This window comes from Pseudomonas sp. SST3, from assembly GCF_003325755.1.
The window spans coordinates 1-23,846 of the sequence record NZ_QORI02000035.1; the positions used below are offsets into that span (position 1 = coordinate 1).

The 23,846-nt window shown below is 62.4% G+C and carries 26 protein-coding genes; 14 read left to right on the forward strand and 12 right to left on the reverse strand.

Going from position 1 to position 23,846, the window contains the following annotated elements; all coding sequences use genetic code 11:
• A partial coding sequence (locus tag DQ405_RS21700) for a 5'-3' exonuclease (RefSeq protein WP_446730906.1) occupies positions 1–420 on the reverse strand: 420 nt, incomplete at its 3' end.
• Between the two features lie 76 nt (positions 421–496).
• Here DQ405_RS21700 and DQ405_RS21705 point away from each other — a divergent pair.
• The 6 genes from DQ405_RS21705 (at position 497) to ppnN (ending at position 5,776) form a co-directional block, all read left to right on the forward strand.
• Entirely contained in the window at positions 497–778 is a 282-nt protein-coding gene (locus tag DQ405_RS21705) for a DUF2782 domain-containing protein (protein WP_168426084.1), read from the forward strand.
• 30 nt (positions 779–808) lie between these two features.
• Positions 809–1,759 carry a homoserine kinase gene (locus DQ405_RS21710; RefSeq protein WP_168426085.1) on the forward strand — a complete coding sequence of 317 codons (951 nt, stop codon included), beginning with the start codon at positions 809–811 and terminating at the stop codon, positions 1,757–1,759.
• Positions 1,760–1,918: 159 nt separating this feature from the next.
• Complete coding sequence (locus DQ405_RS21715; protein WP_168426086.1) at positions 1,919–2,539, forward strand: CDP-alcohol phosphatidyltransferase family protein; 621 nt, start codon at positions 1,919–1,921, stop codon at positions 2,537–2,539.
• Between the two features lie 82 nt (positions 2,540–2,621).
• Positions 2,622–3,242, forward strand: coding sequence for a lysophospholipid acyltransferase family protein (locus DQ405_RS21720; RefSeq protein WP_168426087.1), 621 nt, complete (start codon positions 2,622–2,624; stop codon positions 3,240–3,242).
• A gap of 1 nt (position 3,243) precedes the next feature.
• Positions 3,244–4,176 carry a phosphatidate cytidylyltransferase gene (locus DQ405_RS21725; protein WP_168426088.1) on the forward strand — a complete coding sequence of 311 codons (933 nt, stop codon included), beginning with the start codon at positions 3,244–3,246 and terminating at the stop codon, positions 4,174–4,176.
• Between the two features lie 226 nt (positions 4,177–4,402).
• Entirely contained in the window at positions 4,403–5,776 is a 1,374-nt protein-coding gene (gene ppnN, locus DQ405_RS21730; RefSeq protein ID WP_168426089.1) for a nucleotide 5'-monophosphate nucleosidase PpnN, read from the forward strand.
• 39 nt (positions 5,777–5,815) lie between these two features.
• On the opposite strand, the gene DQ405_RS21735 is transcribed toward ppnN, so the two are convergent.
• The 4 genes from DQ405_RS21735 to znuA form a co-directional block, all read right to left on the reverse strand.
• The gene (locus tag DQ405_RS21735) at positions 5,816–6,688 is read right to left on the reverse strand and encodes a DMT family transporter (RefSeq protein WP_168426090.1); all 873 of its coding nucleotides are present in this window, start codon (positions 6,686–6,688) and stop codon (positions 5,816–5,818) included.
• 370 nt (positions 6,689–7,058) lie between these two features.
• Entirely contained in the window at positions 7,059–7,757 is a 699-nt protein-coding gene (locus DQ405_RS21740; RefSeq protein WP_168426091.1) for a TSCPD domain-containing protein, read from the reverse strand.
• A gap of 50 nt (positions 7,758–7,807) precedes the next feature.
• Positions 7,808–9,958 (reverse strand): adenosylcobalamin-dependent ribonucleoside-diphosphate reductase, encoded by a 2,151-nt coding sequence (locus DQ405_RS21745; RefSeq protein WP_168426092.1) that lies wholly within the window; start codon positions 9,956–9,958, stop codon positions 7,808–7,810.
• A gap of 196 nt (positions 9,959–10,154) precedes the next feature.
• The gene (znuA, locus tag DQ405_RS21750; protein ID WP_178114189.1) at positions 10,155–11,171 is read right to left on the reverse strand and encodes a zinc ABC transporter substrate-binding protein ZnuA; all 1,017 of its coding nucleotides are present in this window, start codon (positions 11,169–11,171) and stop codon (positions 10,155–10,157) included.
• 32 nt (positions 11,172–11,203) lie between these two features.
• Here znuA and DQ405_RS21755 point away from each other — a divergent pair, with 32 nt between their 5' ends.
• Genes DQ405_RS21755 through DQ405_RS21770 form a run of 4 tightly spaced genes read left to right on the forward strand, consistent with a single transcriptional unit; the run spans position 11,204 to position 13,748 of the window.
• Complete coding sequence (locus DQ405_RS21755) at positions 11,204–11,689, forward strand: Fur family transcriptional regulator (RefSeq protein WP_168426094.1); 486 nt, start codon at positions 11,204–11,206, stop codon at positions 11,687–11,689.
• Positions 11,686–12,456: a zinc ABC transporter ATP-binding protein ZnuC gene (gene znuC, locus DQ405_RS21760; protein WP_168426095.1), complete on the forward strand. Its 771-nt coding sequence runs from the start codon at positions 11,686–11,688 to the stop codon at positions 12,454–12,456. Before DQ405_RS21755 ends, znuC begins: the two co-directional genes overlap by 4 nt.
• A 5-nt stretch (positions 12,457–12,461) precedes the next feature.
• Positions 12,462–13,247 (forward strand): zinc ABC transporter permease subunit ZnuB, encoded by a 786-nt coding sequence (gene znuB, locus DQ405_RS21765; RefSeq protein ID WP_168426096.1) that lies wholly within the window; start codon positions 12,462–12,464, stop codon positions 13,245–13,247.
• A 3-nt stretch (positions 13,248–13,250) separates the two neighbouring features.
• Positions 13,251–13,748: a M48 family metallopeptidase gene (locus DQ405_RS21770; RefSeq protein ID WP_168426097.1), complete on the forward strand. Its 498-nt coding sequence runs from the start codon at positions 13,251–13,253 to the stop codon at positions 13,746–13,748.
• Positions 13,749–13,918: 170 nt separating this feature from the next.
• On the opposite strand, the gene katE is transcribed toward DQ405_RS21770, so the two are convergent.
• On the reverse strand, positions 13,919–16,063 hold the full coding sequence (gene katE, locus DQ405_RS21775) for a catalase HPII (RefSeq protein ID WP_168426098.1): 2,145 nt from the start codon (positions 16,061–16,063) through the stop codon (positions 13,919–13,921).
• A gap of 263 nt (positions 16,064–16,326) precedes the next feature.
• On the opposite strand from katE, the gene DQ405_RS21780 reads away from it, so the two are divergent.
• The 3 genes from DQ405_RS21780 to DQ405_RS21790 all read left to right on the forward strand — a co-directional run bounded on the left by DQ405_RS21780 (position 16,327) and on the right by DQ405_RS21790 (position 18,879).
• Positions 16,327–17,334 (forward strand): ATP-binding cassette domain-containing protein, encoded by a 1,008-nt coding sequence (locus DQ405_RS21780; RefSeq protein WP_168426099.1) that lies wholly within the window; start codon positions 16,327–16,329, stop codon positions 17,332–17,334.
• Complete coding sequence (locus tag DQ405_RS21785; RefSeq protein ID WP_168426100.1) at positions 17,334–17,999, forward strand: methionine ABC transporter permease; 666 nt, start codon at positions 17,334–17,336, stop codon at positions 17,997–17,999. The genes DQ405_RS21780 and DQ405_RS21785 overlap by 1 nt, the downstream gene beginning before the upstream one ends.
• Before the next feature lie 106 nt (positions 18,000–18,105).
• Entirely contained in the window at positions 18,106–18,879 is a 774-nt protein-coding gene (locus DQ405_RS21790) for a MetQ/NlpA family ABC transporter substrate-binding protein (RefSeq protein ID WP_168426101.1), read from the forward strand.
• Between the two features lie 301 nt (positions 18,880–19,180).
• On the opposite strand, the gene DQ405_RS21795 is transcribed toward DQ405_RS21790, so the two are convergent.
• From DQ405_RS21795 to DQ405_RS21815, 5 genes are read right to left on the reverse strand one after another with little or no spacing between them, the layout of a single operon-like run.
• On the reverse strand, positions 19,181–19,813 hold the full coding sequence (locus DQ405_RS21795) for an SCO family protein (RefSeq protein ID WP_168426102.1): 633 nt from the start codon (positions 19,811–19,813) through the stop codon (positions 19,181–19,183).
• Between the two features lie 50 nt (positions 19,814–19,863).
• Complete coding sequence (gene cyoE / locus DQ405_RS21800; RefSeq protein ID WP_168426103.1) at positions 19,864–20,763, reverse strand: heme o synthase; 900 nt, start codon at positions 20,761–20,763, stop codon at positions 19,864–19,866.
• A gap of 16 nt (positions 20,764–20,779) precedes the next feature.
• The gene (locus tag DQ405_RS21805; RefSeq protein ID WP_168426104.1) at positions 20,780–21,850 is read right to left on the reverse strand and encodes a COX15/CtaA family protein; all 1,071 of its coding nucleotides are present in this window, start codon (positions 21,848–21,850) and stop codon (positions 20,780–20,782) included.
• A 55-nt stretch (positions 21,851–21,905) separates the two neighbouring features.
• Positions 21,906–22,487: a hypothetical protein gene (locus tag DQ405_RS21810; protein ID WP_168426108.1), complete on the reverse strand. Its 582-nt coding sequence runs from the start codon at positions 22,485–22,487 to the stop codon at positions 21,906–21,908.
• Positions 22,488–22,492: 5 nt separating this feature from the next.
• Complete coding sequence (locus tag DQ405_RS21815; protein ID WP_168426105.1) at positions 22,493–23,200, reverse strand: SURF1 family protein; 708 nt, start codon at positions 23,198–23,200, stop codon at positions 22,493–22,495.
• A 70-nt stretch (positions 23,201–23,270) separates the two neighbouring features.
• On the opposite strand from DQ405_RS21815, the gene DQ405_RS21820 reads away from it, so the two are divergent.
• Positions 23,271–23,474, forward strand: coding sequence for a twin transmembrane helix small protein (locus tag DQ405_RS21820; protein WP_168426106.1), 204 nt, complete (start codon positions 23,271–23,273; stop codon positions 23,472–23,474).
• Between the two features lie 7 nt (positions 23,475–23,481).
• Here DQ405_RS21820 and DQ405_RS21825 read toward each other — a convergent pair.
• The coding region (locus tag DQ405_RS21825) for a cytochrome c oxidase subunit 3 (protein WP_168426107.1) at positions 23,482–23,846 on the reverse strand (365 nt) is incomplete at its 5' end.

Sequence of the window (23,846 nt, forward strand, 5' to 3'; positions counted from 1 at the left end):
CTGCGCCATGTCCTTGTCGCCGGTGGAGATGATCACGTCGCGTCCCAGCGCCGCACACTGGCGCGCCAGTGTTCCAATCACGTCGTCGGCCTCGACGCCGTCAACGCACAGCAGCGGCATGCCCAGCGCACGCACACTGGCATGCAATGGCTCGACCTGGCTGCGCAGGTCATCCGGCATCGGCGGGCGGTGGGATTTGTACTCGTCGAACAGCGTGTCGCGGAAGGTCGGCCCCTTGGCGTCGAAAACCACCGCGAAAGGGCTGTCCGGATACTGTCGGCGCAGCGCCAGCAGCATGTTCAGCACGCCCTTCACCGCCCCGGTGGGCTTGCCGGTGGATGTGGTCAGCGGAGGCAACGCGTGAAAGGCGCGATAGAGGTAGGACGAACCGTCCACCAGAACGAGGGGCGTTTGGCTCATGAGCAGGATCAACCTTTTCGGCGGGCCCGCAGCTAGAATGCACCGGACCACTTGACGACAAAGGGACAAGGTTATCATGCGTGTGATCAAATCTCTGATGCTGGCCAGCCTGTTGGCGCTCGTGCCGCTGACCGCTTTTACCCAGGAGTCGGTCGAGGGCGAGCCCGACGTCACCATTCGCCAAGAAGGTGAGCGGACCGTTGAGGAATACCGGGTCAACGGCTTCCTCTATGCTGTGAAAATCACCCCCAAGACCGGCAAGCCGTACTTTCTGGTACGCGCCGATGGCGATAGCAACTTCATCCGCGCCGACAAGCCGGACATGCTGATCCCGGCGTGGGAAATTTTTAGCTGGTAACGAAGCGACGACGTTAACGGAAGGCCACTCATGTCGGTATTCACCCCGCTGCAACGCGAAGAACTGGAAGCCTTTTTGGCGCCTTATCAACTGGGGCGCCTGCGCGACTTTCAGGGCATCGCTGCAGGCAGCGAGAACAGCAACTTCTTCGTCAGCATGGAACGGGGCGAGTATGTCCTGACCCTGGTCGAACGGGGTCCGACACAGGACCTGCCGTTCTTCATCGAGCTGCTCGACGTACTGCACAGCGCGCGCCTGCCGGTGCCTTACGCATTGCGTACCGCACGCGGCGAAGCGCTGCGCGACCTGGCGGAGAAACCGGCAATGCTCCAGCCGCGGTTGCCAGGCAAGCACATCGCCGTGCCGAATACGCATCACTGCGCCGAAGTGGGGCGGTTATTGGCGCGACTGCACCTGGCGACCCGCGAGCAGGTCATCGAACGCCGCAGCGACCGCGGCCTGGACTGGATGCAGGAAGAAGGCCCCAGTCTCGCCATGGCGCTGCCCGAGGACCAGCTGCCACTGCTGCGCAACGGCCTGGCGGAAATCGCCGAACTGAAGCCGAAGATTCTCGCCCTGCCCCGCGCCAATTTGCACGCCGACCTGTTCCGCGACAACGTGCTCTTCGAAGGCAGCCATCTGACCGGCGTGATCGATTTCTACAACGCCTGCTCCGGCCCGATGCTCTACGACATTGCCATCACAGTGAATGACTGGTGCTCACACCCCAACGGCGAGCTCGATGAGGAGCGTAGCCAGGCACTGCTGGCTGCCTACTCCAGCCTGCGCCGTTTCACTCCGGCCGAAGCCGAGTTGTGGAAACCGATGCTGCGCGTGGCCTGCATACGATTCTGGCTTTCGCGCCTGATCGCCGCGCAAAACTTCGCAGGCCAACCCGTGCTGATCAAGGACCCGGACGAGTTTCGCCGCCTGCTCGCTGCTCGTCAGCAGTGTCATAGCGCTTTGCCGTTCGCGCTCTGAGCCCATAAGGCCGAAAGCGCCCGGCAGTTCGCAAAAACGGCGACGCAACGAGCGCCGTCCTTGCTGCAGAAACGTCTTTACGCCAGAGTTCGTCCCCGTCGCACAACGTCCGTGACGCAGGCGCGCCGCCCAGTTTCGCCCATCGAAAGGACTCGATGCATGCTATCCATCTATCAGCTCAAACCTCGCTTCCAGAACTTGCTGCGCCCGCTCGTACGGCGGCTCCACACCAGCCGTGTAACAGCCAACCAGGTGACCCTCACGGCGCTTGTTCTGTCGGTCCTGGTTGCCGCCGTCGTCGCCTGGCAGCCCGAACAGCGCTGGGTTTTTCTGCTCGTTCCGCTGTGGATGCTGCTGCGCATGGCATTCAATGCCATCGACGGAATGCTCGCCCGCGAGTTCGGCCAGCAATCCAGGCTCGGCGCGTATCTCAACGAACTCAGCGATGTCGCGGCGGATAGCGCCCTGTATCTCCCCTTCGCCTTGGTCGCTGGCGTTTGGCCAGCGGTCGTTATCGCCGTGGTGCTGCTGGCGGCGATCAGCGAATACGCCGGTGTCCTCGGACTGATGGTCGGCGCCTCTCGTCGCTATGACGGCCCAATGGGCAAGAGCGACCGTGCTTTCGCCTTCGGCGTGATCGCTACGGGTATCAGCTGCGGACTGCTGTCCGCTGTGTGGATCAACGCGCTCCTGCTGGTTATCGCTGCCCTTTCACTACTCACGCTGGTCAACCGTGTACAGCGGGGCCTGAAGGAAGGCCAGGCAACGCGCCAGTTATAGACGATCCAGACGCGAACGGACCGTCTCTTGCAGACGCTCCACCCATACCGCTGAAGGCCTGGGATGGCCTGAGGACCCAACAATGCTCGGACACTTGTCTGCCTTTTTTATAACATCCAGCGCACGGATGCTCACTGGCGCACGCAGCCTCTGGCTTGGCTGTGCACCGCAAAAAACCAAACGCATCTACTTTGCCAACCACAGCAGCCACGGCGACTTCGTGCTGCTCTGGGCCTCGCTGCCGCCGGAACTACGGGCCAGTACCAGACCCGTCGCTGGCGCTGATTACTGGCTGAGCAGCCCGGTGCGACGCTTCGTCATCAACCGTGTCTTTCGCGGCGTGCTGGTCGATCGCGAGCGCAGCGACCCGTCCTGCAACCCGCTGCAGCCCATGCTCGATGCGCTGGATGAAGGCCATTCGCTGATCCTGTTTCCCGAAGGCACGCGCAACCTCGAAGACGGTCTGCTGCCGTTCAAGGGCGGACTCTATCGGTTGGGATTGGCGAGACCTGACGTCGAGCTGGTACCGGTATGGATCGCCAACCTTAACCGCGTCATGCCCAAGGGTCGCGCGCTGCCATTGCCGTTGCTGTGTACGGTCGGTTTCGGCACGCCGCTGAGTATCAACGAACAGGAAGGCAAGGACGCCTTCCTGGAGCGCGCCCGCAAAGCGCTGCTGGCACTGGCACCGGAGGAAGCCTGACATGGATCGCAATACGATAATGCTGTTCGCCGGCATCGGCGCCCTGCTCGCCCTGGCTTCACTGATTGGTTTCGTACTCAAACGCCGCAGCGGCGGGCGAGACAACCCGGTAATCGACAACCTCAACGCGCGGATCAACGCCTGGTGGGTGATGGTTGCGGTGATTGGCATCGCCTTCTGGCTCGGCCACACCGCAGTGGTCATCCTGTTCTACCTGGTCTCGTTCTTTGCCCTGCGCGAGTTCATGACTCTGGCACCTACCCGGCGCAGCGATTATCCCGCCCTGGCGGCGGCGTTCTATTTCGTGCTGCCAATGCAGTATCTGCTGGTCGGGATCGGCTGGTACGGCCTGTTCGCAATCTTCATTCCGGTATACATCTTCTTGCTGCTACCTATACTTGCCTCGCTGGGTGGCGATACCACGCGTTACCTTGAGCGAGCCTCGAAGGTGCAGTGGGGGTTGATGATCGCGGTATTCTGCGTGTCCCATGTTCCCGCGCTGCTGACGCTGGAAATCCCCGATTTCGAAGGGCGCAACCTGCTGCTGATCGCCTGGCTGGTGATCGTCGTACAGCTCTCCGACGTGCTGCAGTACGTCTGCGGCAAACTGGCTGGCAAACGCAAGATCGCACCCAGGCTGTCGCCGTCGAAAACCATCGAAGGTTTCGTTGGCGGCGTTGCGCTGGCGACATTGATCGGCGCGGCGTTGTTCTGGATCACGCCCTTCAGCTTCTGGCAGGCGGCACTGATCGCGCTGATGGTGAACCTGCTTGGCTTCTTCGGCGGGCTCGTCATGTCGGCGATCAAGCGTGATCGTGGGGTAAAGGATTGGGGACACATGATAGAAGGGCATGGCGGCATGCTCGACCGGCTCGACTCGGTGTGCTTCGCCGCGCCTATCTTCTTCCATACGGTGCGCTATTGGTGGGCATGAGCCGCAGCGTTTCGCCGCCACGGATGAAATCGACCAAGGCAACGCAGTCCATCCGTGCCGATCGTTGTCGAATCATGCAGTGGCGAGGCGCGCCGATGCATACTCACCCGTAGTAACCCCACCGATGACAGAACGTGCGGAACCTTTTTCGTGTCCTCGCCGTCAAGTAAACCCCGCCATACTCGTCGCTGCGGCTGGGCTCGGTGAAATTCAGGGAACAGAACGAATGACCTCACGCTATGTAATCAATGCCTCGGTAAGTCCCAAAGGAAGCCTGGAAACCCTGTCCCAACGGGAAGTACAACAGTTGAGTGAAGCCAGTTCGGGCAGTACCTACACGCTGTTCCGCCAATGTGTCCTGGCGATCCTCAACACCGGCGCGCGTATCGATAACGCCAAGACCATCCTCGAGGCCTACGATGACTTCGAGGTCCGCATTCATCAGCAGGATCGCGGCGTGCGGCTGGAGCTGCTCAACGCGCCCGCCGATGCATTCGTCGATGGCGAGATGATCGCCAGCACGCGCGAAATGCTCTTCAGCGCGCTGCGCGACATCGTCTACACCGAAAGCGAACTGGGCAGCCCGCGTATCGATCTGAGCAGTTCCGCGGGTATCACCGACTACGTATTCCATCTGCTGCGCAACGCCCGCACGCTACGCCCCGGCATCGAGCCGAACATGGTGGTGTGCTGGGGCGGGCATTCGATCAGCACGGAGGAATACAAGTACAGCAAGCGGGTCGGCCATGAGCTGGGCCTGCGTAACCTGAACATCTGCACCGGCTGCGGCCCTGGGGTGATGAAAGGCCCGATGAAAGGGGCGACCATCGCCCACGCCAAGCAGCGCATCCTCGCCGGCCGCTACCTGGGGCTGACCGAGCCGGGCATCATTGCCGCCGAGGCGCCGAACCCGATCGTCAACGAGCTGGTGATCCTGCCGGATATCGAGAAGCGCCTGGAGGCCTTCGTGCGGGTCGGCCACGGCATCATCATCTTCCCCGGGGGCGTTGGCACCGCGGAAGAGTTTCTTTACCTGCTAGGCATCCTGCTGCACCCGGACAATCGCGACGTGCCCTTCCCGGTCATCCTCACCGGCCCGGAAAGCGCGGCGCCCTACCTGCAGCAATTACGCGAGTTCGTCGGCGCGACCCTTGGCGAGGAAGCCCAGCGCCTCTACAAGATCGTCATCGACGACCCCTCCGAAGTGGCCCGGCAAATGGTCGAGGGGCTGAAAGCGGTCAAGCAGTTCCGTCGCGAGCGCAACGATGCCTTCCACTTCAACTGGCTGCTGAAGATCGAGGAAGGCTTCCAGCACCCCTTCGATCCGACCCACGAGAACATGGCCAACCTGCAGCTGACTCGCGATGTGCCACCCCATCTACTGGCGGCGAATCTGCGCAGGGCGTTTTCTGGGATCGTCGCCGGCAACGTCAAAGACAAGGGCATCCGCCGCATTGAGCAGTTCGGCCGCTACGAAATCCATGGCGACACGGCAATCATGAAACCGCTGGACGAGCTGCTGCAGGCGTTTGTTCTGCAGCACCGAATGAAGCTGCCCGGCGGGCGACCCTACGTGCCCTGCTATCGCGTGGTCAGCTGAGGCTCTGGCCGGGCGGCAGAACCGCCACCCGGCCTCAGCTCATCGAGATCGCGGCCCCGGCGCCGCACGGAACACCAGCGCCAGACCCAGCAGAATCGCAGCCATGCCCAGCAGGCCGAGGCGCGACAGCTGATTGCCGAGGAACAGGTAATCCATCCCCACGGTTACCACCGGCACCAGATAGAACAGGCTGGTGACGTTGACCAGATTGCCGGTCTGAATCATGCGATACAGCAACAGCTGCGCCGCCACCGAAATAACCAGCCCCAGCCAGAGCACCGGAACGATGAAGCCGGCCACGGCTTCGAGCCGGATTGGCTGAAACGGCACGAGAGCCAGGCACAGCAACAGACTCATCGCGTACTGCGTCGGCAACACCTCCACCGGGCTTTGACGGATGCGCTGCTGCAAGATCGCCCCAAACGTCATGCACAGCAGCGCACCAAGCGCGAAGAGCACTCCTGCAAGTGAGAAGCGCGCCAGCACTAGGCTCTGGAACACCACCGCGGCCAGCCCGACCAGTGCCACCAGCAAACCGACCAGGCGCAGCGGCGAGAAGCGTCGTTCGAGGAGCAGCAAGGTGAGTATTGGCTGCACGCCAAGCAGTGTCGCGATCACGCCCGGCGTCACGCCATGGTCCATGGCCTGGAAATAGCAGATCGAATAACAGCCGATCATCAACAGACCGGTAGCTGCCGTCTGCCGTCCGGTACCGGGCGCTGGCCGCCAGCGCCGACGGTACAGACCGATCAGCGCCACCGCGCCCAGGGCCAGAGCAAAGCGCACGATCAGCAGCGCGAACGGGGTGCCGTGATCGAGCCCCCAGCGGGTAAAGATGGCCGCACTGCCCCATAGCAGTACGAACAAGGCCATGACGCCGTAGGACGTCCACGACGATTTGTCGATATTCATCAGTCATCACCTGTCGACAGCGAAACAGGCTCCAGCCGGACGTCGAGCACGCGGGCGCATCGACCCATAGGGCCGGCGAGTCAAAGCTGGAGCTGCGAGGTGTGGGCGGATCAGCCCAGCGCGACCGCCTGTGGAGATGGTGGCGCGATTACCAGGACGGCAACGACAGATGGAGGAGGTGCAATCGCGCACAGCCGGTCCGCACCGGACTCGGCGGGCTTCACTGGAAACAGGCTGTGGGCAAGAGAGGACATGCGATCGGTGGCCGGACAGGCTGTCTTGATAACGATGCGCTGAAAACTAGCAGAGCCAGGCCCACCCGGCAAAGCGGGCCTGACGAACGCCACCGCAGGCGATCAGTGCAGTCGGCTCAGCCGCACTTCGAATTGCCGCAGTTCAGACAGGTGGCGCAGCCATCCATCTGCACCACGGCCTGGGTGCTGCACTTGTTACAGAGTTGCGCACCGGCCGGAAATCCTTCGCCCGGCTCGAGGGCCACCGCGCCCTGGCTGGCCTCGTAGGCGGCGCGCTTCTCAGCCAGGTACTTGAGCTGGGTTTCGTCCAGCGCATGGCCTTCGAGCATGCCGATAGCGATCAGATGGCGCTCCAGCACGCCACCGATTTCGGCGACGATGGACGGCATGTAGACGCCACCCTTTTTCAGGTAGCCGCCGCGCGGGTCGAATACCGCTTTCAGCTCCTCGACCAGGAAGGTGCAGTCGCCGCCCTTGCGGAACACCGCCGACATGATGCGGGTGAGCGCAACGATCCACTGAAAGTGGTCCATGTTCTTCGAATTGATGAATATCTCGAATGGCCTGCGCTGCTCGTGCGGTGTGCCCGCGTTGAGCACGACATCATTGACGGTGACGTAAAGCGCGTGCTCGAACAGCGGCGACTTGATCTTGTAGGTCATGCCGACCAGTGTTTCCGGTCGCTGCAGGCTTTCATCCATCTCTACCACGGTGGTGACCTTGCTGGTGCTGCTCTCGGGCGTCACGGCAGGGCGTTCGAGGGTCTCGTCGACAACCTTGAAACCCTTGATGCGTTGGGTAATCTTGACGGTCATTACAGATTCTCCGTCCGGGCGACGCGCGCCGCCCGGCTGTCAGTCGGGGCTCAATACTTGCCGTAATAGCCTTCTTTGAGGGCGTCGAACAAGTTGGCGGCGGAATTGACCTCGCCGTCGTATTCGACTTCTTCGTTGCCTTTCAACTCGACCACGCTGCCATCTTCGAGAACGAAACGGTACAGCGTCTTTTCCAGGTCGCCCTCCTTGACCAGCACACCCTGGAATGCCGCCGGGTTGAAGCGGAACGTGGTGCAACCCTTCAGGCCCTGGCGCCAGGCGTAGCGGTAAATGTCCTTGAACGCCTCGAACGGGTAGTCGGTAGGCACGTTGGCGGTCTTGGAAATCGACGAGTCGACCCATTTCTGCGCCGCCGCCTGGATGTCGACGTGCTGCGTCGGGGTGATGTCGTCAGCGGTGATGAAATAGTCCGGCAGCTGTTGTGACGGGTCAGTGGAGCCTGGCTGCGCCTTGGAATTGATCAGGGTGCGGTAGGCCAGCAACTCGTAACTGAAGACTTCGATCTTTTCCTTGGCCTTGCGCCCGGCGCGGATCAGGTTGCGCGAGTAATGATGGGCGAAGCTCGGCTCGATACCGTTGGAGGCGTTGTTGGCCAGGCTCAGGCTGATGGTGCCGGTGGGTGCGATGGAGCTGTGATGCGTGAAGCGCGCGCCCTGCTCGGCCAACTGCTCGATCAGTTCGGGGGCATACTCGGCGATCCGCTGCATGTAGCGCGAGTATTTGGCGTGCAGCACACGGCCCGGCACCTGATCGCCGATCTTGTAGCCGTCCTTCTTCATCTCCGGACGCTTGCGCAGCATCTCGGCGGTGACCTCGAAGGTTTCGGCCAGTAGCGGCGCCGGTCCCTTTTCCTTGGAGAGTTCGAGCGCGGCTTCCCAGCCGACCAATGCCATTTCACGGGCGACTTCTTCGGTGAACACGCAAGCTTCCGGGCTGCCGTAGCGCAACTTGAGCAGGGTCAGGGTCGAGCCGAGGCCGAGAAAGCCCATGCCGTGGCGGCGCTTGCTTTCGATCTCGTGGCGCTGCTCTGGCAGAGGCAGGCCGTTGATCTCCACCACGTTGTCGAGCATGCGGGTGAAGACCCGCACCACCTCGCGGTAGGTGTCCCAGTCGAAGCGGGCGTCGACGCCGAACGGATCGATCACGAAATGGGTCAGGTTGATCGAGCCCAGCAGGCAGGAGCCGTAGGCTGGCAGCGGCTGCTCGCCGCAGGGGTTGGTTGCGCGAATCGCTTCGCACCACCAGTTGTTGTTCAGCTGGTTGACCCGGTCGATGAGGATGAAGCCCGGTTCGGCGTAGTCGTAGGTGGACACCATGATCATGTCCCATAGGTGCCGCGCCTTGACCCGGCCATAGATCTTGCAGGCCACCAGACCGTCTTCACGAACGATGTAACCGTCGTGGGTCGGCCACTCGCGCCAGACCACCTGCTCCGGATCGTCGAGGTCGAGCTCGGCCTTTTCCTTCAGGTGCAGCGGGAAAATCAGCGGCCAGTCGGCGTCGCTTTCCACCGCCTGCATGAACTCGTCGGTGATCAGCAAGCTCAGGTTGAACTGGCGCAGCCGGCCGTCCTCGCGCTTGGCGCGGATGAATTCGCGCACGTCGGGATGGCCAACATCGAAGGTGCCCATCTGTGCGCCGCGGCGACCGCCCGCGGAGCTGACGGTGAAGCACATCTTGTCGAAGATATCCATGAACGACAGCGGCCCGCTGGTATGCGCGCCGGCGCCCGAAACGAAGGAGCCGCGCGGGCGCAGGGTGCTGAACTCGTAGCCGATGCCACAGCCGGCTTTCAGCGTCAGCCCGGCCTCGTGGACCTTGCCGAGGATGTCGTCCATCGAATCGCTGATGGTGCCCGAGACGGTGCAGTTGATCGTCGAGGTAGCTGGCTTGTAGTCCTGCGCCCCGGCGTTGGAAATGATCCGCCCGGCCGGAATCGCGCCATTGCGCAGCGCCCAGAGGAAGCGTTCATACCAGTGCTGGCGTTGCTTCAACGGTTCGACATCCGCAAGTGCCCGCGCGACCCGCTGCCATGTCGCATCGACGCTGTCGTCGATGGGCGCGCCGTCCTTACTGGTCAGACGATATTTCTGTGCCCAGATGTCTTCGGAGGCCGCCTGCAAGGCGATGCTGGAGGTGGTTCTGGTCTCTGCCGCGATGGGCCCGTCCGTCTTCGCCATGCGCTGCGCATCCTCGTGTCGATGGATAAAAACGAAGCACGAAGCTTATGCCAGGTGACGGCAAAGAACACCTGATTCGAGTCAATTCGATTGATGAGTGATCCGTTGCGGATCGACGGCTATTGAGTTCAGCGAAGAGCGGCGCCAGGTATGGGCCGGTTCACCGCTATGCACTCATTCGGCCTGCGGCGGAGCGCTAAAGCGACTCCAGACACTCGGCCAGGGATGTACCAAGGTTCTCGATCAGATCCTCGTATCCGGACGCATTGGCCTCGATCCCGTGACCCATGGCGTCCAGCTCGGCCACCCGCACCGGCAGTCCGCGGACCAGACTGCCAGCCAGGCGTGGACGGGTGGGAGGCTCGTGGAACACACAGCTCGGCCCCGCCTGCTCCAGACGCTGACGCATCTCCGCCACGTGACGTGCGCCGGGCTGGGCCTCACCGCCGGCACTGAACACTCCGGTGTGCTCGAGGCCATAGGCGGCTTCGAAATAGTCATAGGCTTCATGGAAGACAAAAAACGGCTTGCTGCGGGTGTTCTTCAGCCGTGCCTGCAGGCCTTGATCGAGTGCATCCAGACGCTGCTTGAACGCCTCGAGATTCGCTTGGTAGCGCAGCGCGTTGGCCGGATCGATCGCGGCCAGTTCAGCAGTCATGCGCGTGGCAATGACCAACGCATTGGCTGGCAGCAACCAGAGGTGTGCATCGAGACTGCCTGGGCGATGCGCATGGTCGTGTTCGTCGTGCGCCGCTGCGTGCTCGTCATGACCCTCATGCTCATCATGCGCCAGTTCGTCGTGCTCGGCGTGTCCCGGATGGGATTCGGCATGTTCGTCACCGAAGTGGCGCAGGGTCAAACCCGGCAGCGACTGTACGGCCACGCTCGGGCCCTTGCGGTCCTTCAGCACCGGATCAAGAAAGCCCTCCATGTCCGGGCCGACCCAATAGAACAGGTCGGCGCTGCGGATGTGCCGTACGTCGGATGGCCGCAGGGCGTAATGATGGGCAGAGGCGCCCGCCGGGAGCAGCACCTGCGGCTCACCGACACCGTCCTGAATGGCCGCAGCGATCAGCTGCAGAGGTTTGATACTGGTGAGCAGATCCACCTCAGCGCGGACCGGGGCACTGCCGAGGAGGGCGATGGTCACAAGCAACGGCAACGAAAAAAGACGGAACACAGGCAACACTCGACTGGACTGAATGGGTAACATAATAACGTCTCTCAGCCACCTCGTCTCCGTCCATGCCCAAGACTCCACTGGCCTACACCACTCATGATCACGACCACTGCGTCAGCAACGCGCTGGCCGAGGCCGATACGCTCTGCGAGCGCTCCGGCGTACGCCTGACCGCCTTGCGCAAGCGCGTACTGGAACTGGTCTGGCAAAGCCACAAGCCGCTCGGTGCCTACGACATTCTCGCCGAGCTCAGCGCCCAGGACAGTCGCCGCGCCGCGCCGCCGACGGTCTATCGCGCGCTGGATTTCCTTCTGGAGAACGGTCTGGTGCACCGCATCGCATCGCTCAATGCCTTCATCGGCTGCAACCATCCCGAGCACCCGCATCAGGGCCAGTTTCTGATCTGTCGCAACTGTCACACGGCCATCGAACTGGAACAACCGAGCATCAGCGAAGCCATCAATCAGGCGGCACGCACCGTTGATTTCAACGTTGAAGGCCAGACGGTGGAAGTGGTCGGCCTCTGCGCCCCGTGCCGGAGCGCGGCATGAGCGAGGCGCTGATCCGCCTGGATGACATCCATGTGCGCTTCGCCAAGCAGGCAGTACTCGAAGGTGCTCAGCTGCAAGTTCATCGCGGAGAAATCGTCACGTTGATCGGCCCGAATGGCGCCGGCAAGACCACCCTGGTGCGTGCCGTACTCGGTTTGCTCAAGCCCGACAGTGGCTCGGTCTGGCGCAAGCCCAAGCTGCGCGTCGGCTATATGCCGCAAAAGCTCCACGTCGATCCGACGCTCCCGCTCACGGTATTGCGCTTTCTGCGCCTGGTGCCGGGCGTCGATCGCACCCGAGCGCTGGCTGCGCTGGGAGAAGTCGGCGCCGAGCAAGTGATCGACAGCCCTTTGCAGTCGGTCTCAGGGGGCGAGATGCAACGCGTGCTGCTGGCCCGCGCGCTGCTGCGCGAGCCGGAACTACTGGTGCTCGACGAGCCAGTGCAAGGCGTCGATGTGGCCGGACAGGCTGAACTCTACCGGTTGATCGGCCGGCTGCGCGAGCGTTACGGCTGCGGTGTGCTGATGGTTTCCCATGACCTGCATCTGGTGATGAGTGCCACCGACCAGGTGGTCTGCCTGAACCGCCACGTCTGCTGCTCCGGCCACCCCGAACAGGTCAGCACCGACCCGGCCTTCATCGAGCTGTTCGGCCAGGACGCGCGCAGCCTCGCCGTCTATCACCATCAGCACGACCATAGCCATGACCTGCACGGCGGTGTGGTCACCGGTAAACCCCACGTCCACGGCCCGAATTGCAAGCATTGATCGATATGCCCGACTTTTTATTGAACGCCCTGCTCGCCGGCCTTGCGCTGGCGCTGGTAGCCGGCCCGCTCGGCTCCTTCGTGGTCTGGCGGCGCATGGCCTATTTCGGCGACACCCTTTCCCATTCTGCGCTGCTCGGCGTGGCGCTGGGGTTGATGCTGGAGGTCAATCTGACCCTGGCGGTGATCGTCTGCTGCGTGCTGCTGGCGGTGTTGCTGGTGACCTTGCAGCAGCGACAGCCCCTGGCCTCGGACACCCTGCTGGGCATTCTCGCGCACAGCACACTGTCGCTGGGCCTGGTATCGCTGAGTTTCATGCAGGACGTGCGCATCGACCTGATGGGCTACCTATTCGGCGACCTGCTGGCGGTGAGCCCGAACGACCTGGCCTGGATCGTGGGCGGCAGCGCGCTGGTGCTGCTGGCGCTGATCCCGCTGTGGCGGCCATTGCTGGCGGTGACCGTGCATGAGGAACTGGCGAAAGTGGAAGGTCTTCCGGTCGCGGCCATCCGACTGGCGCTCATGCTGCTGATCGCCATGGTGATCGCCGTGGCCATGAAGATTGTCGGCGTCCTGCTGATCACGTCGTTACTGATCATTCCCGCGGCAGCAGCGCAGCGTCACGCACGGACGCCAGAACAGATGGCCCTCGGTGCCAGCCTGCTGGGCCTTCTGGCGGTCTGCATGGGGCTGTCGCTGTCGTGGTTCGAAGACACCCCGGCCGGACCATCGATCGTCGTTTCGGCCGCCACGCTGTTTCTCCTAAGCTTCGCCTGGCGGCGCAGGGCCTGAACCATGACGGCATTGAAGTACCTGCGCGGTTACCCCGAGTCATTGCAACAGCAGGTTCGCCAGCTGATCGACGAGCAAAGGCTGGGCGACTACCTCGAACGCCGCTATCCGCAACGCCATCAGGTGCAGAGCGACAAAGCGCTGTATGGCTATGTACAGCAGCTACGCCAGCAGCATCTGAAAAGCGCGCCGAGCATCGACAAGGTGCTCTACGACAGTCGCTTAGACCTCACGCACCGCGCGCTCGGCCTGCACACTGCGGTGTCCCGCGTGCAAGGCGGCAAGCTCAAGGCCAAGAAGGAGATTCGTGTCGCCGCGCTATTCAAGGAGGCGGCGCCGGAATTCCTGCAGATGATCGTGGTACATGAACTGGCGCACCTGCGCGAGAGCGATCACAACCGCGCGTTCTACAAGCTCTGCGAATACATGCTGCCCGGCTATGCACAGATCGAGTTCGACTTGCGTTGCTACCTGCATTGGCGCGAGCTAAAAAACGCCTGACAGCCGCGCCAAAAACAACAGCTTCGCTCCGGCAAGACCTGCAAAAGATTAAAAGCTTCGCCCCGAGGGCGGGCCTCCCACGAAAAGCAGCCGGTATACACCGAACTCTGGAGGGAGGCCGCCTCGGAGCGACTGCAGGCTGTAGGCCTGCCCGAACGCCCGATGGATGCTTACGCTGGCACTTGCTCCGCCGCCGCCTCACGCGCCCATACCCGGTGTTGCGCCAAGGCCTGAGCAAACGCTGTGAACACCCTGCCGACATCGGCATCATCACCGCTTACCAAGCCGGCATCTTCCGGCAGGTTGAGCGCCGTGAGCAGTTGCCGGGCATCACCCAGTACCGCAATGGGCTTGAGGTGCTTGTAGGCCTCCAGCAGGTAGTGCTTGGCCACGCCGGACTTGGCCATGGCCTGCACACTCTGCGCACCACCAGGAACGAATACCGCATCGAAAGCGATCGAAGGCATGCCATCCATCGCCGCGTCAGGGCTCAGCGTCTTTCCATCAGCGGTTTTCACCGGGGCTGGCGATGGGCCGATCAGTTTGGCCAGTGCGCCTTCATCGGCGAGCTTCTGCTTGAACGCATCGATTGCATCGCTGTCGACGCCGTTGGCGATGAGAATCGCCACCTTGCGCGACTTAATATTGCCGGACAGGTGATTGACCAGGCTCAGCGCCGGCGAGCTGGCCGGTGTCGGCTGCTTGATGCTCACGGTTGGCGCCGTTGGCGGCGTTACCCCAATGTTCTCGGCGACCCGACGCGCCAGCTCCATATCGATGTTGGCGAGAATCTCGTTGACCTGGCGCTCACGGATGAACACCCGCTCGACCTTGCCCAACTCGAAGCTGTAGGCGCCGATGATGTGCTCTTTCTCCGGCGTGCTCATGCTGTTCCAGAACAACGTAGCCTGAGAGAAGTGGTCGCCAAAAGACGGGCTGCGCACCCGCACCTTGTGCCCTTCCATGCGCTCCGGGTAGCTCTCGAAGCCGCCACCGCTGGCGGCAGGTGGTGTTTCCTTCGGCCAGCCGCTGTCGATGGAGTTGGGCTCGTAGTTGGCGCGCCCCTTGTTGATGGTTTGCCGATGAAAGGCATCGCGCTGGTTGTTGTGGACCGGCGCAAGGGAACGGTTGATCGGAATCTCGTGGAAGTTCGGCCCACCGAGGCGCAGCAGTTGGGTGTCGGTGTAGGAAAACAGCCGGCCCTGCAGCAGCGGATCATTGGTGAAGTCGATACCGGGCACGATATGGCCGACGTGGAACGCCGCCTGCTCGGTCTCGGCAAAGAAGTTATCCGGGTTGCGATTGAGCGTCATCTTGCCGAGCTTCTGCACCGGCACCAGCTCTTCGGGGATGATCTTGGTCGGGTCTAGCAGGTCGAAGTCGAACTTGTGCTCGTCGGCCTCTTCCACCACCTGCACGCCCAGCTCCCACTCGAAATAGTCGCCCATTTCGATGGACTCCCACATGTCACGGCGGTTGAAGTCCGGGTCCTTACCGGCGAGCTTGAGCGTCTCGTCCCACACCAGCGAGAACGCGCCGGCCACCGGCTTCCAGTGGAATTTGACGAAACGGCTGACTCCTTCGGCGTTGATCAGGCGGAAGGTGTGCACGCCGAAGCCTTCCATTGCCCGAAAGCTGCGCGGAATGGCGCGGTCGGACATGGTCCAGAGCACCATGTGCGCCGACTCCGGCGTCAACGAGACGAAGTCCCAGAAGGTATCGTGCGCCGACTGCCCCTGGGGAATCTCGTTGTGCGGTTCGGGCTTCACCGCATGGACGAAGTCCGGGAACTTGATGGCGTCCTGAATGAAGAATACCGGCATGTTATTGCCGACCAGATCGAAGATGCCTTCGTCGGTGTAGAACTTGGTGGCGAAGCCGCGCACGTCGCGCACCGTATCGGCCGAGCCGCGTGAGCCCTGCACGGTGGAAAAACGCGCGAACACCGGAGTCTCCTTGCCCTTGCCAGCAAGGAACGAGGCCTTGGTCAGTGCGCTGTGATCGTCATAGCTGACGAACACGCCATGGGCCGCCGAGCCGCGGGCATGAACGATGCGCTCGGGAATGCGCTCATGGTCGAAGTGGGTGAGCTTCTCACGCATGATGAAATCTTCGAGCAGCGAGGGGCCGCGCTCACCTGCCTTCAGGGTGTTCTGGTTGTCAGCGATCTTCACGCCCTGATTGGTGGTCAGCGCCTCGCCGGTAGCGTCGCTGCGGAGGGCCTCGAGTTGGTCGAGCTTGGCGCTGTGATTCTTGCGGTCGGCGGTGTCAGTACCGGCGAGTTCGCTGTGCTTTGAATCTTTTCTGTCCGTCATGAGGAGCCTCGGCTTAGCGTTTAGCTGAACCGCGAAGGGATCTGGCCATTCAATGGCCGGATGCGTGATCAATTCACGGCGTACCGGTTAGTGACCCGATAAACCCTCACAAGGTTGCCGGTTGCAGCGATTTGCTTCGCCTATTGGCCCTATTGTTTATCCCAATGACCACACCCCAGCTGCGCCAGGTGGGCACAAACGCGTAGAATGCACGCCTTTCGCCGACTATCCAGGCACAGACGACGCACCCACAAGGTTCGCCCGTGATCGAATTTCACCAAGTCCATAAAACGTACCGGAGCACCGGGCGTGAAATCCCCGCCCTCAGGCCGACACAGCTAGAAATCGGTGCTGGCGAGGTGTTCGGCCTGATCGGCCATTCCGGCGCGGGCAAAAGCACGCTGCTGCGGCTGATCAACCGTCTCGAGGAACCTTCCGGCGGGCGCATCCTGGTCAACGGCGAGGACGTCACCGCGCTCGATGCCGACGGCCTGCGGCGTTTCCGCCAGCGTGTCGGGATGATCTTTCAGCACTTCAATCTGTTGATGTCCAAGACCGTCGCGGACAACGTCGCCATGCCGTTACGCCTGGCCGGCAGCTACTCGCGCAGCGAGATCGATACCCGCGTGGCCGCCCTGCTGGAGCGGGTCGGGCTCAAGGATCAGGCACGAAAGTACCCGGCACAGCTGTCCGGCGGACAGAAGCAGCGCGTCGGCATCGCTCGGGCGCTGGCCACCGAGCCGGACATCCTGCTGTGCGACGAGGCCACCAGCGCACTCGATCCGCAGACCACCGCCTCGGTGCTGCAACTGCTGGCAGAGATCAACCGCGAGCTGAAGCTGACCATCGTGCTCATCACCCACGAAATGGACGTGATCCGCCGTGTCTGCGATCGCGTGGCGGTGATGGACGGCGGCGAGATCGTCGAGCAGGGGCCGGTTACGGAGGTCTTTCTTCACCCGAAGCACCCGACCACGCAGCGATTCGTGCTGGAAGACGAGGCGGTCGATGAAGGCGAGCAGCGCGACGACTTCGCCCACGTACCGGGCCGCATCCTGCGCCTGACGTTCCAGGGCGAGGCCACCTACAAACCCTTGCTGGGCACCGTAGCGCGCGAAACCGGGGTCGACTTCAGCATCCTCTCCGGGCGCATCGACCGCATCAAGGACACACCCTATGGCCAGCTGACCCTCGCGCTGGTCGGCGGCGATATGGCCGCCGCGCTGGCACGTTTGGATGCCGCTGATGTACATGTGGAGGTGCTGCGCTGATGGAAGCTCTACTGGCAAACGTGGACTGGTACGAAATCTGGCTGGCCACGCTGGACACCCTGCTGATGCTCGGCGGCTCGCTGCTGTTCACCATCCTACTGGGCCTGCCGCTGGGCGTGCTGCTGTTCCTTACCGGTCCGCGCCAACTGTTCGAGAACGGCCCGCTGTACGCCTTCCTCTCGTTCGTGGTTAACGTGCTGCGGTCGCTGCCGTTCATCATCCTGCTGATTGTGATGATCCCTTTCACAGTACTGATCACCGGCACCTCGCTGGGTGTCGCCGGGGCGATTCCGCCGCTGGTGGTGGGCGCCGCGCCATTCTTCGCGCGGTTGGTGGAAACGGCGCTGCGGGAAATCGATCGCGGCATCATCGAAGCGACCCAGGCGATGGGCGCCACCACCCGGCAGATCATCTTCAGCGCGTTGCTGCCCGAGGCACGCCCGGGCATCATTGCCGCCATTACCGTCACCGCCATCACCCTCGTTTCCTATACCGCCATGGCCGGCGTGGTCGGTGCCGGCGGGCTTGGCGATCTGGCCATCCGCTTCGGCTACCAGCGCTTTCAGACAGATGTGATGGTGGTCACCGTGGTGCTGCTGCTGGTACTGGTGCAGGTACTGCAAAGCGTCGGTGACAAGCTAGTGACTCACTTTTCCCGTAAATAATTGCCTAACCCGGCATGAAGACAACTGCGCTCGCCTAGCCATCGCTCGCTACGTTTTCAACCACAGATGTTCGGCGATTGGTTCGTCGAACAAACAGGAGCTTTTCATGAAAAAACTGCTTGCCGCCTTCGCCGCTGTCGCGGCTTTTTCGACCCAGGCCGCCGATGAGCTGAACGTCGCCGCGACCGCCGTTCCGCATGCCGAGATCCTCGAATTCGTCAAACCCCAGCTGGCCGAGCAAGGCGTCGATCTGAAGATCAAGGTCTTCACTGACTACGTACAGCCGAACATCCAGGTGGCCGAAAAGCGCCTGGACGCCAACTTCTTCCAGCACCAGCCGTACCTGGATGAATTCAACAAGGGCAAGGGCACCGAACTGGTCAGCGTTGCAGGCGTGCATATCGAGCCGTTTGGCGCCTACTCCAGCAAGCTGAAGTCGCTGGACGAGCTGCCCAAGGGCGCTACCGTGGTCATCCCCAACGACGCTACCAATGGTGGCCGTGCGCTGCTGCTGTTGCAGAAGGCCGGCGTGATCACCCTGAAGGATGGCGCCGGCATCACCGCCACGCCGAAGGATATCGCCGAGAACCCGAAGAACATCAAGATCCGTGAACTGGAAGCCGCGACCCTGCCGCGCGTACTGACCCAGGTTGACCTGGCGCTGATCAACACCAACTACGCACTGGAAGCCAAGCTCAACCCCACCGAAGATGCCCTGTTCATCGAAGGCAGCGACTCGCCCTACGTGAACATCCTGGTCGCCCGTCCGGACAACAAGGACAGCGCCGCCATGCAGAAGCTGACCCAGGCCCTGCACAGTGATGAGGTCAAGCAGTTCATCAACGAGAAGTATCAGGGCGCCGTCGTTCCGGCGTTCTAAGTACAAGGTTACGTATCGCGAAAGAAGGCCCGTCAACGTGCGTAATGCTGTTCACTTAAACGGTAACGGCTCGCGGCGCGCCTCTGATTTTGGGGCGCGCCATCCCGCATTCGCCACGAGGGCGCGCCTCCCACAGGACTGGTGTGAATCTGCTGCTCTCGTGGGAGGCCCGACCTCGGGGCGAACTTGCTTAAGTGAACAGCGTTGCGCCAACGTGTGGGCTTTTTTCGTGGTGGATGGAATTCGGTGTGGCAGCGACTGGGGTCGCCTGCTCAGACGAGCCTATCAAAACAGCGCTCTGCTATTCCATCGCCAGCACCGCCGGCAACTGCTCCGCGAGCTTCTCGGTGCGCATCGGTGCGCGAATGAAGCCGCGTAGTCGACCATCGGGCCCGATCAGGGCGAGGTTGCCGCCGTGGTCGACGGTGTAGTCTTCTTTCGTGGTATCACCCGGAATGAAGGGTACGCCGGCAGCGTTGGCCAGCGTCTGAATGTCTTCCAGCGGCCCCGTCAGACCGATGAACCCAGCGCCGAAGTAGTCCAGATACTTTTTCAGCTGCTCGGGGGTGTCGCGCTCGGGATCGACACTGACCAGGATCGGCTGCATCCGCTGGCGCGCCTCTTCCGGAAGCTTGCCGCGCAGCTGCCGCAGTTCAGCAAGGGTCGCCGGGCAGATGTCGGGGCAGAAGGTATAACCGAAGAACAGCAGGTTCCAGCGCCCTTCCAGTTGCGCCATCGAAACCGCGTCGCCGTCCTGATTGGTCAACGTCACGTCCGGCATGTCGCGCCCTTGCGGGAGTAGAACGATGCCCGCATCCAGCAGCTCGGCCGTGTCGAGCTGCTGCTCGGTATTGAGCACCTTGTAGACCGTCAGGCCGATAACCAGCGCGACCAGCGCTACGAGGATGAAGACGGTTTTTTGGATGCGGGTCATGGAATTCCTGTTATGGCTGGCCGGGCCGGCGAGACGTGCTCCGCATAGCCCTAGATATTCAGCAGCAGATAATGATCAACAAGCAGTGCGATGAACAGGGCGAACAGGTACCAGATGCTGAATTTGAAGGTCTTGATGGCTGCATGGGGACGGCTGTCGCGGTAGAGCACGATGGCCCAGAACAAGAAACGCGCGCCCAGCAGCACGGCTGCCGCCAAGTACAGGGGGCCGCTCATGTGAATCGCGAACGGCATAAAGCTCACCGCCAGGAGCACGGCGGTGTACAGCAGAATATGCACCTTTGTGTAGTGCTCGCCATGGGTCACCGGCAGCATCGGCACGTTGACCTTGGCATATTCCGCCTTGCGGTGAATCGCCAGCGCCCAGAAGTGGGGAGGCGTCCAGGCGAAAATGATCAGCACCAGCAACAGCGGTTCGGCAGTCACCTGCCCTGTCACCGCAACCCAGCCGAGTAGCGGCGGGGCGGCGCCGGCCAATCCGCCGATGACGATGTTCTGCGGCGTGGCGCGCTTGAGAAAGCCGGTATAGATGACCGCATAGCCGACCAACGAAGCCAGCGTAAGCCAGGCCGCCAGCGCATTGGTAAAGACCAGCAACATCGCCATGCCCGCAACGCTCAACAGCAACGCGAACAGCAGTGCCGCTGCGGGAGACACACGTCCTTCGGCCAATGGCCGCTTGTGAGTACGTGCCATCACCGAGTCGATGCGCCGATCTACCACGTGATTCACCGCTGCCGCACCGCCGGCACAGAGCGCAATGCCGAGATTGCCGAACACCAGCACGGTCCAGGGCACGCCGGCACGCGTGGCGAGAAACATGCCCACCAGCGAGGTGATGAGCATCAGCAACACCACCTTTGGCTTGGTCAGCTCGAGATAGTCGCGCCAGCTGGCCTGGGCGCCGCGTTCGCTGAGTAGAGTCGCCATGGGGTTCTCCTTGTGGTCAAGCGCGGGGCAGGTCGAGCCCGCCCATCGTGTTCGAATCCGGACGCCTCGGGATCGCTGGCTCACGTGCGGCGGCGGTGCCATGGCGAGTCAGATAGAGGCGATGATTGATCAGCACGGTCACCAGCAGCAGCAGTGCGCCACCGCCGTTGTGGGCAACGGCAACCGCCAGCGGCAAATTGAGCAGCACGTTACTAATGCCCAACCCAATCTGCAGGGCCAACGCCGCGAGCAGCAACCCGGCAAGCCGCGATAACCCGTTGCGCCAGAGCTGCCAGCCCAGCGCCAGCAACACCAGGGTCACGATCATCGCACCGATGCGATGGGCGACGTGGATGGCGGTGCGCGCCTCGCCGTAGAGCATGCCGCCCAGATAGTTCGGGCCGATGTCGTGATGGGTCAGGTTGAAAGCATTGGCGAAATCCATCTCCGGCCACCAGCGTCCGTGGCAGGTAGGAAAATCGGTGCAGGCTACCGCGGCATAGTTGCTGCTGACCCAGCCGCCGAGGGCTACTTGAAGGATCACCGCGAGCATGCTGACCGCCGCCAGCACTTTGAGCCGAGCCGGCATTGGTGCGACCGCTGGTAGCCGGCCCGACAATCGCAGGCTGAGCAGAAACAGCAGGCTCAAGGTGGCAAAGCCGCCCAGCAGATGCGCCGTGACCACCTGCGGCCAGAGTTGCAGGGTGACCGTCCACATGCCGAACGCAGCCTGGGCGATGACCACAACCAGCAACAAGAGCGGGAGTTTGAGAGGTTGGCCCGGTAGCGATCGCCGTCGCACCGCTTGAACGGCAAGACCGAGAATCACCAGTCCCAGCGCACCGGCAAAATAGCGGTGCACCATCTCGTTCCAGCCTTTGTGCACCTCCACCGGTGCATCCGGGAAGCGAAGCGCCGCCAGGCTTTGCGCCTGCTCGCTCATCGGCACCGCAAGAAACCCATAGCAACCGGGCCAGTCCGGGCAGCCGAGCCCGGCATGGGTCAGCCGCGTATAGGCGCCGAGCAGCACCACGACAACGGCCAGCAACGTGGCGACGAGGGCGAGGCGGTAACCGGGTTTTGCCATCTCGTTCTCCTTGGGCGATCTCGTTGTGACTCCAGCGAGACGGTCGAGTGCCTGGTCAACCGATCTGGGAAATTTTCAGCAGATACTTGAGATCGTCGAGAATCGCCTTGCCGTTGGCCTTGGTGTCGTAGCGCAGAACCAAGTTGCCGTGCGGGTCGACGATCCAGAGTTGCGCACCGCCAGGCACATCCGGGTTACTGACATAAACCGCAGGGTCCAGCACATAGCGCTGCAGCTGCGGATATTCACGCTGCAGGCGCTGATCGTAGTCGGCCGCCAGCGCCTGCCCACTCGCCAGGGCATGGCTGGCACGCCCGGCTTCGCGTGCCAGGCCGATATTGATCTGTCGTGCCAGGTAGACCAGCTCCTGGCAGGCCTCGGCGCAGCCTTCCGGTGCGGTCACCAGCAATTCCCAGCGCGGCTCGGCCTTAGCCGGCACGCTGACTCCGAGCGCGTCGCGCCCCTGCCCATCGGCAACCAGCGCACCATCGTAGCTGCGGGTTTCCGGCAGCCAGAAGCCGAAGTGGTACATCGCTGAGGCCAGCAGCATGGGACCGATTACCACGGCCAGGATCAGCAACAATTGCAGCCGTCCGCGACGCCGTTGCACAGGTGCGGGATTGAAGGTCGGATTCATCGCATTCACTGCTTGCTCCCCCGTGCCTGATGCACGCCGAAATAGATGAACAGCGCCAGCAAAGCGGCCGCTAACGCGAACCACTGCACGGCGTAACCTAGATGTTGCTGCGGCTTCATGCTGGTGATCGACCAGTCTGCCCGGTAAGCAGCCGGTCCAGGCTCGAGTCGAAGCTCGTAGTCGATACCTTCACGCCCGAGCAGCTGCCATATCGTCTCGACATCGACGTGGCTGAGCAGCCGCGGCCAACCCTCGGCCATGCGTCGATTGAGCAAGAAAGGCTTTCCGGAAGGCGCGTAGACCCAGGCGGCCAGCTTCAAGGGGCGGTCCGGCGTATCAAATTTTGGCGCGACGCGCCGATCCGGCCAAGGTATCCACCCACGGTTCACCAGCACCCAACGACCGCTGGGCTGATCCTGAAAAGGCTGCAGCAGCTCGACCCCGACCTGCCCATCGCGGGTGCGGCTGTCCAGCAGAAAACTGTGCTCGGCATCGAAACTGCCCTGCAAATGAATGCGAGCATAGGCCGGCTCGTCCATGTGCTCGATCTGCTCGGGTCCCACTGGCGCTGCCTGCTGACGTGCGTCCTGGCGAGCCAGCATGTCGCGCTTCTGCTCGCCACGCTCCAGCTGCCAGACGCCCAGCCAGACCAGCAATGGCAGCAAGGTCAGAACCACCAGCGTCGGCAGCAGACCGGGTTTGAACCCGCTCATGCCCCGCCTCGCGGCGTATCGATACGGCTGGCTATACTGCACCCCCACTTCCCCTGTTACGGACTCGCTCATGCTCAAGGCGGCGATTGTTCTGTTATTAGTAGCCACGCTGGTCAGTCTGTTCAGTGGTCTGTTCTTTTTGGTCAAGGACGAGGGTCGAACCTCGCGCGTTGTCACGGCCCTCTTCGTTCGTGTCTCCCTGACTGCGTTGACAGTCGCGCTGATCGCCTGGGGCTTTTATTCCGGCCAGTTGCAACCCGGTTTTGGACCCTGACCTACCCCTAAATCACATAGACGAAGACGAACAGCCCGATCCACACCACGTCCACAAAGTGCCAATACCACGCCGCGGCTTCGAAACCGAAGTGCTGCTCCGGTGTGAAGTGACCGCGAAAGCTACGCACCAACATCACGGTCAGAATGATCGCGCCCATGGTCACGTGGGCGCCGTGAAAGCCCGTGAGCATAAAGAAGGTCGCGCCGTAGATGCCCGAGCCTAGGGTCAGGCCTAGCTCGGTGTAGGCATGGATGTATTCCTCGATCTGCAGGATCAGGAAGATGGCGCCCAGCAACACGGTCAAACCGAGACCGAGCTTGAGCTGCTTGCGGTTTCCCTTGCGCAGCGCATGGTGTGCCCAGGTCAGAG

Bases quoted from the DNA above. Each gene is read 5' to 3' on its own strand.
- DQ405_RS21705 (WP_168426084.1), top strand. From the start codon at position 497: ATGCGTGTGATCAAATCTCTGATGCTGGCCAGCCTGTTGGCGCTCGTG.
- DQ405_RS21710 (WP_168426085.1), top strand. From the start codon at position 809: ATGTCGGTATTCACCCCGCTGCAACGCGAAGAACTGGAAGCCTTTTTG.
- DQ405_RS21715 (WP_168426086.1), top strand. From the start codon at position 1,919: ATGCTATCCATCTATCAGCTCAAACCTCGCTTCCAGAACTTGCTGCGC.
- DQ405_RS21720 (WP_168426087.1), top strand. From the start codon at position 2,622: ATGCTCGGACACTTGTCTGCCTTTTTTATAACATCCAGCGCACGGATG.
- DQ405_RS21725 (WP_168426088.1), top strand. From the start codon at position 3,244: ATGGATCGCAATACGATAATGCTGTTCGCCGGCATCGGCGCCCTGCTC.
- ppnN (WP_168426089.1), top strand. From the start codon at position 4,403: ATGACCTCACGCTATGTAATCAATGCCTCGGTAAGTCCCAAAGGAAGC.
- DQ405_RS21735 (WP_168426090.1), bottom strand. From the start codon at position 6,688: ATGAATATCGACAAATCGTCGTGGACGTCCTACGGCGTCATGGCCTTG.
- DQ405_RS21740 (WP_168426091.1), bottom strand. From the start codon at position 7,757: ATGACCGTCAAGATTACCCAACGCATCAAGGGTTTCAAGGTTGTCGAC.
- DQ405_RS21745 (WP_168426092.1), bottom strand. From the start codon at position 9,958: ATGGCGAAGACGGACGGGCCCATCGCGGCAGAGACCAGAACCACCTCC.
- znuA (WP_178114189.1), bottom strand. From the start codon at position 11,171: ATGTTACCCATTCAGTCCAGTCGAGTGTTGCCTGTGTTCCGTCTTTTT.
- DQ405_RS21755 (WP_168426094.1), top strand. From the start codon at position 11,204: ATGCCCAAGACTCCACTGGCCTACACCACTCATGATCACGACCACTGC.
- znuC (WP_168426095.1), top strand. From the start codon at position 11,686: ATGAGCGAGGCGCTGATCCGCCTGGATGACATCCATGTGCGCTTCGCC.
- znuB (WP_168426096.1), top strand. From the start codon at position 12,462: ATGCCCGACTTTTTATTGAACGCCCTGCTCGCCGGCCTTGCGCTGGCG.
- DQ405_RS21770 (WP_168426097.1), top strand. From the start codon at position 13,251: ATGACGGCATTGAAGTACCTGCGCGGTTACCCCGAGTCATTGCAACAG.
- katE (WP_168426098.1), bottom strand. From the start codon at position 16,063: ATGACGGACAGAAAAGATTCAAAGCACAGCGAACTCGCCGGTACTGAC.
- DQ405_RS21785 (WP_168426100.1), top strand. From the start codon at position 17,334: ATGGAAGCTCTACTGGCAAACGTGGACTGGTACGAAATCTGGCTGGCC.
- DQ405_RS21790 (WP_168426101.1), top strand. From the start codon at position 18,106: ATGAAAAAACTGCTTGCCGCCTTCGCCGCTGTCGCGGCTTTTTCGACC.
- DQ405_RS21795 (WP_168426102.1), bottom strand. From the start codon at position 19,813: ATGACCCGCATCCAAAAAACCGTCTTCATCCTCGTAGCGCTGGTCGCG.
- cyoE (WP_168426103.1), bottom strand. From the start codon at position 20,763: ATGGCGACTCTACTCAGCGAACGCGGCGCCCAGGCCAGCTGGCGCGAC.
- DQ405_RS21805 (WP_168426104.1), bottom strand. From the start codon at position 21,850: ATGGCAAAACCCGGTTACCGCCTCGCCCTCGTCGCCACGTTGCTGGCC.
- DQ405_RS21810 (WP_168426108.1), bottom strand. From the start codon at position 22,487: ATGAATCCGACCTTCAATCCCGCACCTGTGCAACGGCGTCGCGGACGG.
- DQ405_RS21815 (WP_168426105.1), bottom strand. From the start codon at position 23,200: ATGAGCGGGTTCAAACCCGGTCTGCTGCCGACGCTGGTGGTTCTGACC.
- DQ405_RS21820 (WP_168426106.1), top strand. From the start codon at position 23,271: ATGCTCAAGGCGGCGATTGTTCTGTTATTAGTAGCCACGCTGGTCAGT.